25 protein-coding genes are annotated in these 13,219 nt (G+C 64.2%); all 25 read left to right on the forward strand.

The window, feature by feature from the left end; translation table 11 throughout:
- Positions 1 to 494 precede the first annotated feature (494 nt).
- Complete coding sequence (gene rpsJ / locus D180_RS00610; RefSeq protein WP_010341589.1) at positions 495 to 806, forward strand: 30S ribosomal protein S10; 312 nt, start codon at positions 495 to 497, stop codon at positions 804 to 806.
- A gap of 11 nt (positions 807 to 817) precedes the next feature.
- Complete coding sequence (gene rplC, locus D180_RS00615) at positions 818 to 1,468, forward strand: 50S ribosomal protein L3 (RefSeq protein WP_010341590.1); 651 nt, start codon at positions 818 to 820, stop codon at positions 1,466 to 1,468.
- Between the two features lie 12 nt (positions 1,469 to 1,480).
- Complete coding sequence (gene rplD / locus D180_RS00620; RefSeq protein ID WP_010341591.1) at positions 1,481 to 2,086, forward strand: 50S ribosomal protein L4; 606 nt, start codon at positions 1,481 to 1,483, stop codon at positions 2,084 to 2,086.
- Positions 2,083 to 2,382, forward strand: a complete 300-nt coding sequence (rplW, locus tag D180_RS00625) for a 50S ribosomal protein L23 (RefSeq protein ID WP_010341592.1) — start codon at positions 2,083 to 2,085, stop codon at positions 2,380 to 2,382. Before rplD ends, rplW begins: the two co-directional genes overlap by 4 nt.
- A gap of 10 nt (positions 2,383 to 2,392) precedes the next feature.
- On the forward strand, positions 2,393 to 3,220 hold the full coding sequence (gene rplB / locus D180_RS00630; protein WP_010341593.1) for a 50S ribosomal protein L2: 828 nt from the start codon (positions 2,393 to 2,395) through the stop codon (positions 3,218 to 3,220).
- Between the two features lie 6 nt (positions 3,221 to 3,226).
- Positions 3,227 to 3,496, forward strand: coding sequence for a 30S ribosomal protein S19 (rpsS, locus tag D180_RS00635; RefSeq protein ID WP_010341594.1), 270 nt, complete (start codon positions 3,227 to 3,229; stop codon positions 3,494 to 3,496).
- Between the two features lie 12 nt (positions 3,497 to 3,508).
- The gene (gene rplV, locus D180_RS00640) at positions 3,509 to 3,844 is read left to right on the forward strand and encodes a 50S ribosomal protein L22 (protein ID WP_003470663.1); all 336 of its coding nucleotides are present in this window, start codon (positions 3,509 to 3,511) and stop codon (positions 3,842 to 3,844) included.
- A 17-nt stretch (positions 3,845 to 3,861) separates the two neighbouring features.
- Positions 3,862 to 4,596, forward strand: a complete 735-nt coding sequence (gene rpsC, locus D180_RS00645) for a 30S ribosomal protein S3 (protein ID WP_010341595.1) — start codon at positions 3,862 to 3,864, stop codon at positions 4,594 to 4,596.
- A 5-nt stretch (positions 4,597 to 4,601) separates the two neighbouring features.
- Positions 4,602 to 5,015 carry a 50S ribosomal protein L16 gene (rplP, locus tag D180_RS00650; protein WP_003470657.1) on the forward strand — a complete coding sequence of 138 codons (414 nt, stop codon included), beginning with the start codon at positions 4,602 to 4,604 and terminating at the stop codon, positions 5,013 to 5,015.
- Positions 5,015 to 5,200 (forward strand): 50S ribosomal protein L29, encoded by a 186-nt coding sequence (rpmC, locus tag D180_RS00655; protein ID WP_010341597.1) that lies wholly within the window; start codon positions 5,015 to 5,017, stop codon positions 5,198 to 5,200. Before rplP ends, rpmC begins: the two co-directional genes overlap by 1 nt.
- 11 nt (positions 5,201 to 5,211) lie before the next feature.
- A complete protein-coding gene (gene rpsQ / locus D180_RS00660; protein ID WP_010341599.1) occupies positions 5,212 to 5,481 on the forward strand; it encodes a 30S ribosomal protein S17 in 270 nt (89 codons plus the stop codon).
- Between the two features lie 14 nt (positions 5,482 to 5,495).
- Positions 5,496 to 5,864 carry a 50S ribosomal protein L14 gene (gene rplN / locus D180_RS00665; protein ID WP_003486699.1) on the forward strand — a complete coding sequence of 123 codons (369 nt, stop codon included), beginning with the start codon at positions 5,496 to 5,498 and terminating at the stop codon, positions 5,862 to 5,864.
- 15 nt (positions 5,865 to 5,879) lie between these two features.
- A complete protein-coding gene (gene rplX, locus D180_RS00670; protein WP_010341604.1) occupies positions 5,880 to 6,197 on the forward strand; it encodes a 50S ribosomal protein L24 in 318 nt (105 codons plus the stop codon).
- Between the two features lie 11 nt (positions 6,198 to 6,208).
- Positions 6,209 to 6,751, forward strand: coding sequence for a 50S ribosomal protein L5 (gene rplE / locus D180_RS00675; RefSeq protein WP_010341606.1), 543 nt, complete (start codon positions 6,209 to 6,211; stop codon positions 6,749 to 6,751).
- Between the two features lie 111 nt (positions 6,752 to 6,862).
- A complete protein-coding gene (gene rpsN, locus D180_RS00680) occupies positions 6,863 to 7,168 on the forward strand; it encodes a 30S ribosomal protein S14 (protein WP_010341607.1) in 306 nt (101 codons plus the stop codon).
- A gap of 254 nt (positions 7,169 to 7,422) precedes the next feature.
- Entirely contained in the window at positions 7,423 to 7,821 is a 399-nt protein-coding gene (gene rpsH / locus D180_RS00685; protein ID WP_010340446.1) for a 30S ribosomal protein S8, read from the forward strand.
- A gap of 16 nt (positions 7,822 to 7,837) precedes the next feature.
- Positions 7,838 to 8,365, forward strand: coding sequence for a 50S ribosomal protein L6 (gene rplF, locus D180_RS00690; protein WP_017908703.1), 528 nt, complete (start codon positions 7,838 to 7,840; stop codon positions 8,363 to 8,365).
- A 91-nt stretch (positions 8,366 to 8,456) separates the two neighbouring features.
- Positions 8,457 to 8,816, forward strand: coding sequence for a 50S ribosomal protein L18 (gene rplR / locus D180_RS00695; RefSeq protein ID WP_010340448.1), 360 nt, complete (start codon positions 8,457 to 8,459; stop codon positions 8,814 to 8,816).
- Positions 8,817 to 8,971: 155 nt separating this feature from the next.
- Positions 8,972 to 9,517, forward strand: a complete 546-nt coding sequence (gene rpsE, locus D180_RS00700) for a 30S ribosomal protein S5 (protein WP_010340449.1) — start codon at positions 8,972 to 8,974, stop codon at positions 9,515 to 9,517.
- A complete protein-coding gene (gene rpmD / locus D180_RS00705; protein WP_010340450.1) occupies positions 9,510 to 9,701 on the forward strand; it encodes a 50S ribosomal protein L30 in 192 nt (63 codons plus the stop codon). The genes rpsE and rpmD overlap by 8 nt, the downstream gene beginning before the upstream one ends.
- A gap of 6 nt (positions 9,702 to 9,707) precedes the next feature.
- The gene (gene rplO, locus D180_RS00710) at positions 9,708 to 10,151 is read left to right on the forward strand and encodes a 50S ribosomal protein L15 (protein ID WP_010340451.1); all 444 of its coding nucleotides are present in this window, start codon (positions 9,708 to 9,710) and stop codon (positions 10,149 to 10,151) included.
- 7 nt (positions 10,152 to 10,158) lie between these two features.
- Positions 10,159 to 11,529: a preprotein translocase subunit SecY gene (gene secY / locus D180_RS00715; RefSeq protein WP_026143874.1), complete on the forward strand. Its 1,371-nt coding sequence runs from the start codon at positions 10,159 to 10,161 to the stop codon at positions 11,527 to 11,529.
- Positions 11,530 to 11,869: 340 nt separating this feature from the next.
- Positions 11,870 to 12,226, forward strand: coding sequence for a 30S ribosomal protein S13 (gene rpsM, locus D180_RS00720; RefSeq protein ID WP_010340453.1), 357 nt, complete (start codon positions 11,870 to 11,872; stop codon positions 12,224 to 12,226).
- 9 nt (positions 12,227 to 12,235) lie between these two features.
- A complete protein-coding gene (gene rpsK / locus D180_RS00725) occupies positions 12,236 to 12,628 on the forward strand; it encodes a 30S ribosomal protein S11 (protein ID WP_003470632.1) in 393 nt (130 codons plus the stop codon).
- Between the two features lie 14 nt (positions 12,629 to 12,642).
- Positions 12,643 to 13,219: 30S ribosomal protein S4 (gene rpsD / locus D180_RS00730; RefSeq protein WP_017911260.1), on the forward strand; the 577-nt coding region annotated here is incomplete at its 3' end.

Here is a 13,219-nt window from a genome sequence, read left to right on the forward strand (position 1 = left end):
GGCCAAGATCATCAAGTAATGCCCTCCGGCGGCGCAGGCCGCCGGCTGGAATCGCCAGCGACCTCGGTCGCCGGCATCGCGAAGGGTCGGCGCAAGCCGGCCCTTCGTCGTTTCCGAGTGTGCGAAGGTTCTGGCGATTTGTTGGCGCGAGGTGTTGCGGAGGCGTGAAGTCGTCGCTATAATGCGCGGCTCCGCGTTCCTGGGTAGGGCGCCGGTAAGACAGCGAAAAGAGAGGCAGGACGCCGCTCGTGTTCGCAGGACCGGGAAGGTCGCGTCGCATGGAGCACTCAACAGCCCCGGGTTGTTGACGCTGCTCTAGCTGCGCATTATACTTTTCCGTCTGGGCAGGCCGGGTCGACTGGTCTGCCCCAGTTTTTGGGGCGGAGGAATGCCCCCGCCGAGCCGGATGCTCTGCGGTACGACATCAGGAAACAACCGGGGCAGGTATCCCAGAGGCCTTGCCCGTCGCTCTTTTAACGAAGGAACCCACCGTCATGGCGGACCAAAAGATCCGGATTCGGCTGAAGGCGTTCGATCATCGTTTGATCGACCGTTCGGCCAGCGAGATCGTCGAGACGGCCAAGCGGACCGGCGCGCAAGTGCGTGGCCCGATCCCGCTGCCGACCAAGATCGAACGCTACACCATCCTCGTTTCCCCGCACGTCGACAAGGACGCGCGTGACCAGTACGAGACCCGCACGCACAAGCGCGTGCTCGACATCGTCGACCCCAACGACAAGACCGTGGACGCGCTGATGAAGCTCGAGCTCGCGGCTGGCGTCGATGTCCAGATCAAGTTGACCTGAGGACTACGACCATGACGAAGAAGTATTCGTTGGGCTTCGTGGGCCGCAAGGCCGGCATGAGCCGCGTCTTCACCGAAGACGGCCGCTCCATCCCGGTCACCCTGATCGAAGCGACCCCGAACCGCATCACCCAGCTCAAGACCGTCGAAGCCGACGGCTACAGCGCCGTGCAGATCACCGTGGGCGCCCGTCGCGCCGCGCTGGTCAACAAGCCGGCGTCCGGCCATTTCGCCAAGGCGAAGGTCGAAGCGGGTCGCGGCCTGTGGGAGTTCCGCGTCGAGGACGCGCAGCTGGGCGAGTTCGCCGTCGGCGGCGAAATCAAGGCGGACATCTTCGCCGTCGGCCAGAAGGTCGACGTCCAGGGCGTCACCAAGGGTAAGGGCTTCCAGGGCACCATCAAGCGGCACAACTTCCGCATGGGCGATGCCACCCACGGTAACTCGCTGTCGCATCGCGCGCCGGGTTCGCTGGGTCAGCGCCAGACCCCGGGTCGCGTTTTCCCGGGCAAGAAGATGTCCGGCCACATGGGCGCGGTGCAGCAGAGCACGCAGAATCTGGAAGTGGTCAAGGTCGACGTCGAGCGTGGCCTGATCGCCATTCGCGGCGCTGTGCCTGGCGCTGCCGGTGGCGACGTGATCGTGCGTCCGGCTAGCAAGGCATAAGGAGAGATGACGATGGAACTCGTTATCACGGGTAGCAACAACAAGGTCTCGGTCTCCGACGCCGTGTTCGGCCGCGATTTCAGCGAAGATCTGGTTCACCAGGTCGTCGTCGCCTATCGCAACGCCGGCCGCGCCGGCACCAAGGCGCAGAAGACGCGTTCGGAAGTCAACGGCACCACCAAGAAGTCGAAGAAGCAGAAGGGCGGTGGCGCTCGCCACGGCGCGCTGACCGCTCCGATCTTCGTCGGCGGTGGCGTGACCTTCGCGGCCAAGCCGCGCAGCTTCGAGCAGAAGGTCAACCGCAAGATGTACCGCGCGGCCATCTGCGCGATCCTCTCGGAACTGAACCGCCAGGGCCGCCTGATGGTCGTCGACGCGTTCGACGTCGAGGCCAGCAAGACCAAGGGCCTGGTCGAGAAGCTGAAGGGTCTGGAAGTGGGCAAGCGCCCGCTGATCGTGACCGAAGAAGCGTCCGAGCATCTGTACCTGTCCGCCCGCAACCTTCCCTACGTGGAAGTGCGCGACGTGCAGGGCCTGGATCCGGTGTCGCTGGTCGGGGCCGACACGGTCGTGATCACCGCCGATGCGGTCAAGAAGGTCGAGGAGTGGCTGGCATGAGCAGCAACGAAAAAATCTTCAGCGTGCTGCGCGCTCCGCGTGTCTCCGAAAAGACCGCGCGCCTGCAGGAACTCTCCAATCAGTACGTCTTCGAGATTTCGAACGAAGCCACCAAGGCCGATGTCAAGGCCGCGGTCGAGCAGCTGTTCGACGTCAAGGTCGAGTCGGTCAACGTGTTGAACGTCAAGGGCAAGAACAAGTCCTTCCGTTCGCGCAGCGGTCGTCGCGGCGATTGGCGCAAGGCGTACGTGCGTCTGGCCGAAGGCCAGTCCATCGACGTAACGGCCAAGGCCTGAGGTACATCCCATGCCATTGATGAAATTCAAGCCCACCTCCGCAGGCCGTCGTTCGGCCGTGCGCGTGGTCACGCCCGATCTGCACAAGGGCGCCCCGCACGCTGCACTGGTGGAAAAGCAGAGCAAGTCCGGTGGTCGTAACCACCACGGCCGCATCACCACCCGCCACGTCGGCGGTGGCCACAAGCAGCACTACCGCGTCATCGACTTCAAGCGCAACAAGGAAGGTATCCCGGCGCGCGTGGAGCGGATCGAATACGATCCCAACCGCACCGCCCATATCGCCCTGCTGTGCTACGCCGACGGCGAGCGCCGCTACATCATCGCGCCGAAGGGCCTGAAGGCCGGCGACCAGGTGATCGCGGGTTCGGATGCGCCGATCAAGACCGGCAACACCCTGCCGCTGCGCAACATCCCGGTCGGTACCACCGTCCACGGGATCGAGCTGAAGCCGGGCAAGGGCGCGCAGATCGCGCGTGCCGCCGGCGCCGCGGTGCAGCTGGTCGCGCGTGAAGGCATCTACGCCACCCTGCGTCTGCGCTCCGGTGAAATGCGCAAGGTGCCGTCCGAGTGCCGCGCCACCATCGGCGAAGTCGGCAACGACGAGCACAACCTCGAGAAGCTGGGCAAGGCGGGCGCCAAGCGCTGGCGCGGCGTGCGTCCGACCGTTCGCGGTGCGGCCATGAACCCGGTCGACCACCCGCACGGTGGTGGTGAGGCGAAGGCCGGTCAGGGTAATCCGCATCCGGTCACCCCGTGGGGTGTCCCGACCAAGGGTTACAAGACGCGCCATAACAAGCGCACCGAACAATTCATCGTCCGCGATCGTAGGGGCTAATCGACCATGGCACGTTCACTCAAGAAGGGCCCGTTCGTCGATCACCACCTCGTCAAGAAGGTGGAGGCCGCGGCCGGTAGCAAGCGTCCGATCAAGACCTGGTCGCGTCGCTCGATGATCCTGCCGGAGATGGTGGGTTTCACCATCGCCGTGCATAACGGCAAGAACCACGTTCCGGTGCTGGTCAACGAGAACATGGTCGGCCACAAGCTCGGCGAATTTGCCGTCACCCGGACCTTCAAGGGTCACGGTGGCGACAAGAAGTCGGGCCGGTAAGGAGAGATGACGATGGAAGCGAAAGCAATCCTGCGCACCGCGCGCATCTCCCCGCAGAAGGCCCGCCTGGTCGCCGACCAGGTCCGTGGTCTTTCCGCCGAGCGGGCGGTCAACCTGCTGAAGTTCTCGGACAAGAAGGCTGCCCACCTGATCAAGAAGGTGGTGGAGTCGGCGATCGCCAATGCCGAGAACAATCAAGGCGCGGATGTCGACGAGCTGAAGGTCAAGACCATCATGGTTGATGAAGGTCCGACCCTGAAGCGTTTCATGGCGCGGGCGAAAGGCCGCGGTACCCGCATCCTCAAGCGCACCAGCCACATCACTGTGGTTGTGGGCGCCGCCAAGTAAGCGGAAAGGAAAAGACGATGGGTCATAAAGTTCATCCGATCGGAATCCGCCTGGGTATCGCCAAGGACTGGAATTCCAAGTGGTACGCCAACAAGGCCGAGTTCGCCGGTTACCTGGCAGCCGACCTCAAGGTCCGCGAAATGCTGCGCAAGAAGCTGGCGCAGGCGGGCATCAGCAAGATCCTGATCGAGCGTCCGGCCAAGACCGCGCGCGTGACGATCCACACCGCCCGCCCGGGCGTGGTGATCGGCAAGCGCGGTGAGGACATCGAGAAGCTGCGCAAGGAAGTGAGCGAGATGATGGGCGTCCCCGCCCACATCAACGTCACCGAAGTGCGCAAGCCGGAGCTGGATGCGCAGCTGGTCGCCGAGTCGATCGCGCAGCAGCTGGAGCGTCGCATCATGTTCCGCCGCGCGATGAAGCGCTCGGTCGGCAACGCGATGCGCCTGGGTGCCCTGGGCATCAAGGTCAACGTCGCCGGCCGTCTGAACGGTGCGGAAATCGCCCGTTCCGAGTGGTACCGCGAGGGCCGCGTGCCGCTGCACACGCTGCGTGCCGACATCGACTACGGCTTCGCAGAAGCCAAGACGACCTACGGCATCATCGGCATCAAGGTCTGGATCTACAAGGGCGAGATCTTCGATTTCTCCCAGGTTGGCCAGGAAAAGCAGGACGATTCCCCGCGCAACGATCGTAACGATCGCGGCGACCGTGGCGACCGTCCGTCGCGTCCGGCCCGTGAAGCGAGGTAACGGCAATGTTGCAACCCAAGCGAACCAAATACCGCAAGATGCACAAGGGTCGTAACGACGGCCTGGCGTGGAGCGGAAACGCCGTCAGCTTCGGCGAGTACGGGCTGAAGGCCACGGCGCACGGTCAGCTGACCGCGCGCCAGATCGAAGCGGCGCGCCGCTCGATCAGCCGCTACGTCAAGCGCGGCGGCAAGATGTGGATCCGCGTGTTCCCGGACAAGCCGATCACCAAGAAGCCGATCGAAGTGCGAATGGGCTCCGGTAAGGGTAACGTCGAGTACTGGGTCGCGCAGATCCAGCCCGGTCGCATGATCTATGAAATCGAAGGCGTCGGCGAAGATGTCGCGCGCGAGGCGTTCCGCCTGGCCGCTGCCAAGCTTTCGGTGACCACCACCTTCGTGACCCGGACGGTACGCTGATGGACATCAAACAACTCCGCGAGAAGTCGGCCGACGATCTGAAGGCCCACCTGACCGATCTGCGCAAGGAGCAGTTCGCCCTGCGCATGCAGCAGGTCACCGGGCAGCTGCCGAAGACTCACGAAACCCGCCGGGTGCGCCGCGAGATCGCTCGCGTCAAGCACCTGCTCGGCAGCACGAAGTAAGGATGGCCGCGATGAGCGACAATAACGAAAGCAAGACGCTGCGCACGGTCGAAGGCCGTGTGGTCAGCAACAAGATGGACAAGACCGTCACCGTGCTGGTGGAGCGTCAGGTCAAGCATGCGCTGTACGGCAAGTACATCAAGCGCTCGACCAAGCTCCACGCCCACGATGCCGACAACGCCTGCAACGAAGGCGATGTCGTGCGCGTGACCGAGATTGCGCCGATGTCCAAGACCAAGAACTGGCGGGTGGTGGAAATCGTCACCCGCGCGGCCGAATAAGGGAGATCTGAATCATGATCCAGATGCAGAGCTACCTCGACGTCGCCGACAATTCCGGTGCCAAGGAAGTGATGTGCATCAAGGTGCTCGGCGGCTCCAAGCGCCGCTACGCGCACATTGGCGACATCATCAAGGTCACCGTCAAGGACGCGATCCCGCGCGGCAAGGTCAAGAAGGGCGAAGTCTACGACGCCGTCGTCGTGCGTACCCGCAAGGGTGTGCGTCGTCCGGACGGTTCGTTGATCCGCTTCGACGGCAACGCCGCGGTGTTGCTCAACAACAAGCAGGAGCCGATCGGCACGCGCATCTTCGGGCCTGTGACCCGCGAGCTGCGGTCCGAGAAGTTCATGAAGATCGTCTCGCTCGCTCCCGAAGTGCTGTGAGCGGAGGACATACACATGGCTAACCGTATCAAGAAGGGCGACCAGGTCGTCGTCACCACCGGCAAGGACAAGGGCAAGCAGGGCGAAGTCGTCCGCGTCGACGGCGACCGCGTGGTCGTCTCCAACGCGAACATCGTCAAGCGCCACACCAAGCCGAACCCGCAGGCGGGCGTCGCCGGCGGCGTGGTCGAGCGCGAAGCGTCGATCCATATTTCCAACGTTGCGATCCTCAACCCGGCCACGGGCAAGGGCGACCGCGTTGGCTTCAAGGTGCTGGAGGATGGACGCAAACTGCGTGTGTTCCGCTCCAGCGGTGAGGCGCTCGACGCCTGAGGAATGACACAATGACTTCCCGTCTCGAAAAGATCTACAAGGAAGAAGTGGTACCGGCTCTGATGAAGAAGTTCGGTTACACCAATCCGATGGAAGTGCCGAAGCTGGTCAAGGTCACGCTGAACATGGGCGTGGGCGAGGCGGCGACGAACAAGAAGATCCTGGAAAACGCCGTCGCCGACATGGCCAAGGTCTCCGGTCAGAAGCCGGTGGTGACCAAGTCGCGCATCTCGGTGGCGTCGTTCAAGATCCGCGATGGTTGGCCGATCGGCTGCAAGACCACGCTGCGTCGCGCCAAGATGTACGAGTTCCTGGACCGCCTGATCAACATCTCGCTGCCGCGCGTGCGCGACTTCCGTGGTGTCTCGGGTCGTTCGTTCGACGGCCGCGGCAACTTCAACATGGGCGTGAAGGAGCAGATCATCTTCCCGGAAATCGACTTCGACGCCGTCGACGCGATCCGCGGTATGGATATCGCCATCACCACCACCGCCAAGACCGACGCCGAAGCCAAGGCGCTGCTCGAAGCGTTCAAGTTCCCGTTCCGTAACTGATTGACAGACGGGATTCGGGATTCGGGATTCGGGATGGAAGGGCGTTGCGCCCGTCACATCCCGGATTCTGGAAATCTCCAATCCCCACTCTCGAATCCCGAGGATTTACAGATGGCAAAGACCTCCATGGTCAACCGCGACATCAAGCGCAAGAAGCTGGCGAAGAAGTTCGCCGACAAGCGTGATGCGCTGAAGAAGATCATCGCCTCCGGCACCGCCTCGTACGACGAGAAGGCCGAGGCCGTGACCAAGCTGCAGAAGCTGCCGCGCGATTCGTCGCCGAGCCGCCAGCGCACCCGTTGCGAACTGTCCGGCCGCCCGCGTGGCGTGTACGGCAAGTTCGGCCTGGGCCGCAACATGCTGCGCAAGGCGACCATGAACGGCGACGTTCCGGGCCTGCGCAAGGCCAGCTGGTAATTCCAGCGGCACCGGTCCCGTTCGCGGGGCCGGGCAGGGTGGTCTAGCCGCCCGCGTGTCGTTCAGACAACGAGTCCGACGCAAGTCGGACTTTTTGTCGTATACTCCCGCTCCTTGCCTCGCGGCAGGGACGGGTATGGCAGCCGCCGCGGGTTCTTCCGGCGGTTGCGCGCTTCACCCCCTGCGTCATTCCACCGCTCCACCACACAAGATTTTCGCGAAAGCGGATATCGGTGCACTCAAAGGTAGACACCATGAGCATGACTGATCCCATCGCCGACCTGCTGGTCCGCATCAAGAATGCGGCCGCGGTTGGCAAGCCGACGGTGAAGATGCCGTCCTCCAAGATCAAGGTTGCGATCGCCGAAGTGCTGAAGGCCGAAGGCTATATCAGCGATCTGCGCGTCAACGCGATCGAGAACAACAAGTCCGAACTGGAAATCGTGCTGAAGTATTTCGAGGGCCGTCCGGTCATCGATACGCTCAAGCGCGTTTCGCGTTCGGGTCTGCGCCAGTATCGCGGCAAGACCGAGCTGCCGAAGGTTCTCGGCGGTCTGGGCGTTGCCATCATTTCCACGTCCAAGGGCATCATGACCGATGCGCAGGCCCGTCAGGCCGGCGTCGGTGGCGAAGTCCTGTGCTTCGTGGCCTAAGGGAAGGAGCACTCACATGTCCCGCGTAGCCAAGAAGCCGATCTCCCTCCCGAAGGGCGTCGAACTCACCGTCCAGGCCGATCAGGTCAGCGTCAAGGGCCCGAAGGGCACCCTGTCGCTGCCGAAGCCGGCCGGCGTCGAAATCAAGCAGGAAAACGGTGTCGCCACGCTGTCGGCGAACGATCCGTCGCACATCGCCATCACCGGCACCGTTCGCGCCATCCTGGCGAACATGGTGCAGGGCGTGTCCGCGGGCTTCGAGCGCAAGCTCGAGCTGGTGGGCGTCGGCTACCGTGCCACGATGCAGGGCAAGGACCTGAGCCTGGCGCTCGGTTTCTCGCACCCGATCGTGTTCAGCGCGCCGGAAGGCATCACCCTGGCCGCTCCGACCCAGACAGAGATCCTGGTGCAGGGCGCCGACAAGCAGCGCGTCGGCGAAGTCGCCGCCAAGATCCGCGGTTTCCGTCCGCCGGAGCCCTACAAGGGCAAGGGTGTGAAGTACGCCGGTGAAGCCATCATTCGCAAGGAAGCCAAGAAGGCCTAAGGCAGGTCCTTCTGCGAGGAGCCCGGCCATCCATGGCCGGACTCTCCACTGCAAAAGCCTGTTCCCCTTCAGCTTTCCTAGGACACATACCATGAGCATCAACAAGAACATCGCCCGCCTGCGTCGCGCCAAGTCGACCCGCGCCCACATCCGCGAGCTCGGCGTCGCCCGCCTGTCGGTGCTGCGCACCGGCCAGCACCTGTACGCCCAGGTCTTCACCGCCGACGGCTCCAAGGTGCTCGCCGCGGCGAACACCCTGCAGGCCGACGTCAAGGACGGCCTGAAGAACGGCAAGAACAGCGACGCCGCCGCCAAGGTGGGCAAGCTGATCGCCGAGCGCGCCAAGGCCGCGGGCGTCGAGAAGGTCGCGTTCGACCGCTCGGGCTACCGCTACCACGGCCGCATCAAGGCGCTGGCCGACGCCGCGCGCGAAGGCGGCCTGCAGTTCTGATCCTTGCGGGTGCGGCGATGCCGCGCCCGTCCCGCCGATGCGGGCTGCATCGGACCTTGGCGCGCCTTCTGCGCGCGTCCGGGGAACACGGCTCCAGACCACAACCACAAGCGGCAACGAAGCCGTAAATCTTTTCCTCTATCAAGGGCATCACAATGGCTGAAGAACAGCGTGCACCGCGGGGTCGTGATCGCGACCGCAACCGCGAAGAGAAAGTCGACGACGGCATGATCGAGAAGCTGGTCGCGGTCAACCGCGTCAGCAAGACGGTCAAGGGCGGTCGCCAGTTCACCTTCACCGCGCTGACCGTGGTCGGCGACGGCAACGGCAAGATCGGCTTCGGTTACGGCAAGGCCCGCGAAGTGCCGGTCGCGATCCAGAAGTCGATGGAGTATGCGCGCAAGGGCATGCTCAACATCGATCTGAACAACGGCACCCTGTGGCACCCGGTGAAGTCCGGCCACGGCGCGGCGCGCGTGTTCATGATGCCGGCCTCGGAAGGTACCGGCGTGATCGCCGGCGGTGCGATGCGCGCCGTGCTGGAAGCGGTGGGCGTGAAGAACGTGCTGGCCAAGGCCGTCGGTTCGCGCAACCCGATCAACCTGGTGCGCGCCACCCTGCGCGGCCTGGAAGACATGCAGTCGCCGGCCCGCATCGCGGCCAAGCGCGGCAAGAAGGTGGAGGATCTGACCCATGGCTAATGAATCCACCAAGACCGTCAAGGTGCGCCTGGTGCGCGGCCTGCGTGGTACCCAGTCGCGTCACCGCCTGTCGGTGCGTGCCCTGGGCCTGAACAAGCTCAACGATGTGCGCGAACTGAAGGACAGCCCGCAAGTGCGCGGCCTGATCAACAAGGTTCAGTACCTCGTCCAGGTTGAGGAGTAATCGACCATGACTTTGCATCTGAATGATCTGAAGCCCGCACCGGGCGCGCGTACCGAGCGCACCCGCGTCGGTCGCGGCATCGGTTCCGGCCTGGGCAAGACCGCCGGCCGCGGCCACAAGGGTTCGTTCGCGCGCAAGGGCGGCGGCAAGATCAAGGCTGGCTTCGAAGGCGGCCAGACCCCCATGCAGCGCCGTCTGCCGAAGATCGGCTTCCGTTCGAAGATGGCCAAGGACACCGCCGAAGTGCTGTCCTACCAGCTCGACAACCTGCCGGCCGGCGAGATCGATTTCGCTGCGCTGCGCGCCGCGAAGCTGGTCCCGAGCACCGCGAAGAAGGCCAAGGTGGTCCTGAAGGGCGAACTGACCAAGAAGTTCGTGCTGAAGGGCGTTGCGGCGACCGCCGGTGCCAAGGCGGCAATCGAAGCTGCCGGCGGCAGCGTGCAGGAGTAACACGCAGATGGCGCAGGCTGGCATGGGTAACCTCGGCGGCGGGCTCGGCAAGTTCACGGAACTTCGCCAGCGCCTGTTGTTCGTTCTCGGCGCATTGATCGTCTATCGCATCGGCTGCTACGTGCCGGTGCCGGGCGTCAATCCCGAAGCCATGCTTGCGCTGATGCAGGCGCAGGGCGGCGGCATCGTGGACATGTTCAACATGTTCTCGGGCGGCGCCCTGCACCGTTTCAGCATCTTCGCGCTGAACGTGATGCCGTACATCTCGGCGTCGATCGTGATCCAGCTGGCCACGCACATCTTTCCGTCGCTGAAGGCGATGCAGAAGGAAGGCGAGTCGGGCCGGCGCAAGATCACCCAGTATTCGCGCATCGGCGCGGTGCTGCTGGCGGTGGTGCAGGGCGGCAGTATCGCCCTTGCGCTGCAGAACCAGACTGCACCGGGCGGCGCGCCGGTCGTCTACGCCCCCGGCATGGGCTTCGTGCTCACCGCGGTGATCGCGTTGACCGCCGGCACCATCTTCCTGATGTGGGTCGGCGAGCAGGTGACCGAGCGCGGCATCGGCAACGGCGTCTCGCTGATCATCTTCGCCGGCATCGTCGCCGGCCTGCCGGCGGCGGCGATCCAGACCGTGGAAGCCTACCGCGACGGCAACATGAGCTTCATCTCGCTGTTGCTGATCGTCCTGACCATCCTCGCCTTCACCCTGTTCGTGGTGTTCGTCGAGCGCGGGCAGCGTCGGATCACGGTGAACTACGCGCGCCGCCAGGGCGGTCGCAACGCGTACATGAACCAGACCTCGTTCCTGCCGCTGAAGCTCAACATGGCCGGCGTGATTCCGCCGATCTTCGCCTCGAGCATCCTCGCCTTCCCGGCGACGCTGTCGATGTGGTCGGGCCAGGCCGCTTCCAACAGCACGTTCGGTATGTGGCTGCAGCGCATCGCCAACGCGCTGGGCCCGGGCGAGCCGGTGCACATGATCGTGTTCGCCGCGCTGATCATCGGCTTCGCGTTCTTCTACACCGCGCTGGTGTTCAACTCGCAGGAAACTGCGGACAACCTGAAGAAGTCCGGCGCGCTGATTCCGGGCATCCGCCCGGGCAAGGCCACCGCCGACTATGTCGACGGCGTGCTGACCCGCCTGACCGCGGCCGGCTCGGTGTACCTGGTGATCGTGTGCCTGCTGCCGGAAGTGATGCGTGCCCAGCTCGGCACCTCGTTCCACTTCGGCGGCACCTCGCTGCTGATCGCGGTCGTGGTGGTGATGGACTTCATCGCGCAGATCCAGGCGCACCTGATGTCGCACCAGTACGAAAGCCTGTTGAAGAAGGCCAACCTCAAGGGTGGCTCGCGCGGCGGCGGTTTTGCCCGCGGTTGATTGCTATACTGTTTGAATCCTTCCGCGAAGACGCCCCCGGCACCCGGGCGCAGTCTTCCGACTTGAAGGGCGGCCCGTGCAGCGGTCTCGTGCGCGGGTGAGACGTGGTGGTCCTGCGCTGGAGTAGCGCGGGCGGCAAGGTGGACACATCGCCTCGCCAACGACGTCCGGCGCCGGAGCATGGGCACACTCCCCATGCCGGGCTTGCGGAACCTTGCGGTTCCGCGGGCTTCCATGTAACCCGAGACCTTGCTAGACTTACAAGTTCACTTTTTGATCCATCCTGCCGGATGGCGCCGTGGTGCGCCGTCGGGCCATCACTCAGTTGGAGAACCGCGTCATGGCGCGTATTGCAGGCGTCAACCTGCCAGCCCAGAAGCACGTCTGGGTCGGGTTGCAAAGCATCTACGGCATCGGCCGTACCCGTTCGAAGAAGGTCTGCGAAGCCGCAGGCGTGACCTCGACCACCAAGATCCGCGACCTGTCCGAGCCGGAAATCGAGCGCCTGCGTCTCGAAGTCGGCAAGTACATCGTCGAAGGCGACCTGCGTCGCGAAATCGGCATCGCCATCAAGCGACTGATGGACCTGGGCTGCTACCGCGGCCTGCGTCACCGTCGTGGCCTGCCCCTGCGCGGTCAGCGCACCCGTACCAACGCCCGCACCCGCAAGGGTCCGCGCAAGGCGATCAAGAAGTAAGGGACCGACATGGCTAAGCCCGCAGCAGCAAAGACCAAGAAGAAGATCAAGCGCGTCGTCACCGACGGCGTCGCCCACGTCCACGCTTCGTTCAACAACACCATCGTGACCATCACCGACCGTCAGGGCAATGCGTTGTCCTGGGCGACCTCCGGTGGCGCTGGTTTCCGCGGTTCGCGCAAGTCCACGCCGTTCGCGGCGCAGGTGGCCGCCGAGAAGGCCGGGCGCGCTGCGCTCGACTACGGCGTGAAGTCGCTGGAAGTGCGCATCAAGGGCCCGGGTCCGGGTCGCGAGTCCGCCGTCCGTTCGTTGAACAACGTCGGATACAAGATCACCAACATCATCGACGTGACGCCGATCCCGCACAACGGGTGCCGTCCGCCGAAGAAGCGTCGCGTCTAAAGGAGCGATAAGAAATGGCTCGTTATATCGGTCCTACCTGTAAGCTCGCGCGCCGCGAAGGCGCCGATCTTTCCCTCAAGAGCCCGGCGCGTGCGCTGGACTCCAAGTGCAAGCTGGAGCAGAAGCCCGGCCAGCACGGCGCGACCGCCCGCAAGGGCAAGCTGTCCGACTACGCCACCCAGCTGCGCGAGAAGCAGAAGGTCAAGCGTATCTACGGTCTGCTGGAGCGTCAGTTCCGCAACTACTACAAGAAGGCCTCGACCAAGAAGGGCAACACCGGCGAGAACCTGCTGCAGCTGCTGGAAACCCGCCTGGACAACGTCGTCTACCGCATGGGCTTCGCCGTCACCCGTCCGGCCGCGCGCCAGCTGGTGTCGCACCGTGGCGTGCTGGTGAACGGCAAGTCGGTGAACCTGGCCTCGTACCAGGTCAAGGCCGGCGACGCGATCGCCCTGTCGGAAAAGGCGCAGAAGCAGCTTCGCGTGCAGGAAGCGCTGACCGTTGCCGAAACGCACGACCTGAACCCGTCGTGGGTCGAGGTCGATTCGAAGAAGTTCAGCGGCATCTTCAAGGCCGTGCCGGACCGTGCGG

Source organism: Xanthomonas sp. SHU 166 (assembly GCF_000364685.1).
GTDB classification, from domain to species: domain Bacteria; phylum Pseudomonadota; class Gammaproteobacteria; order Xanthomonadales; family Xanthomonadaceae; genus Xanthomonas_A; species Xanthomonas_A sontii.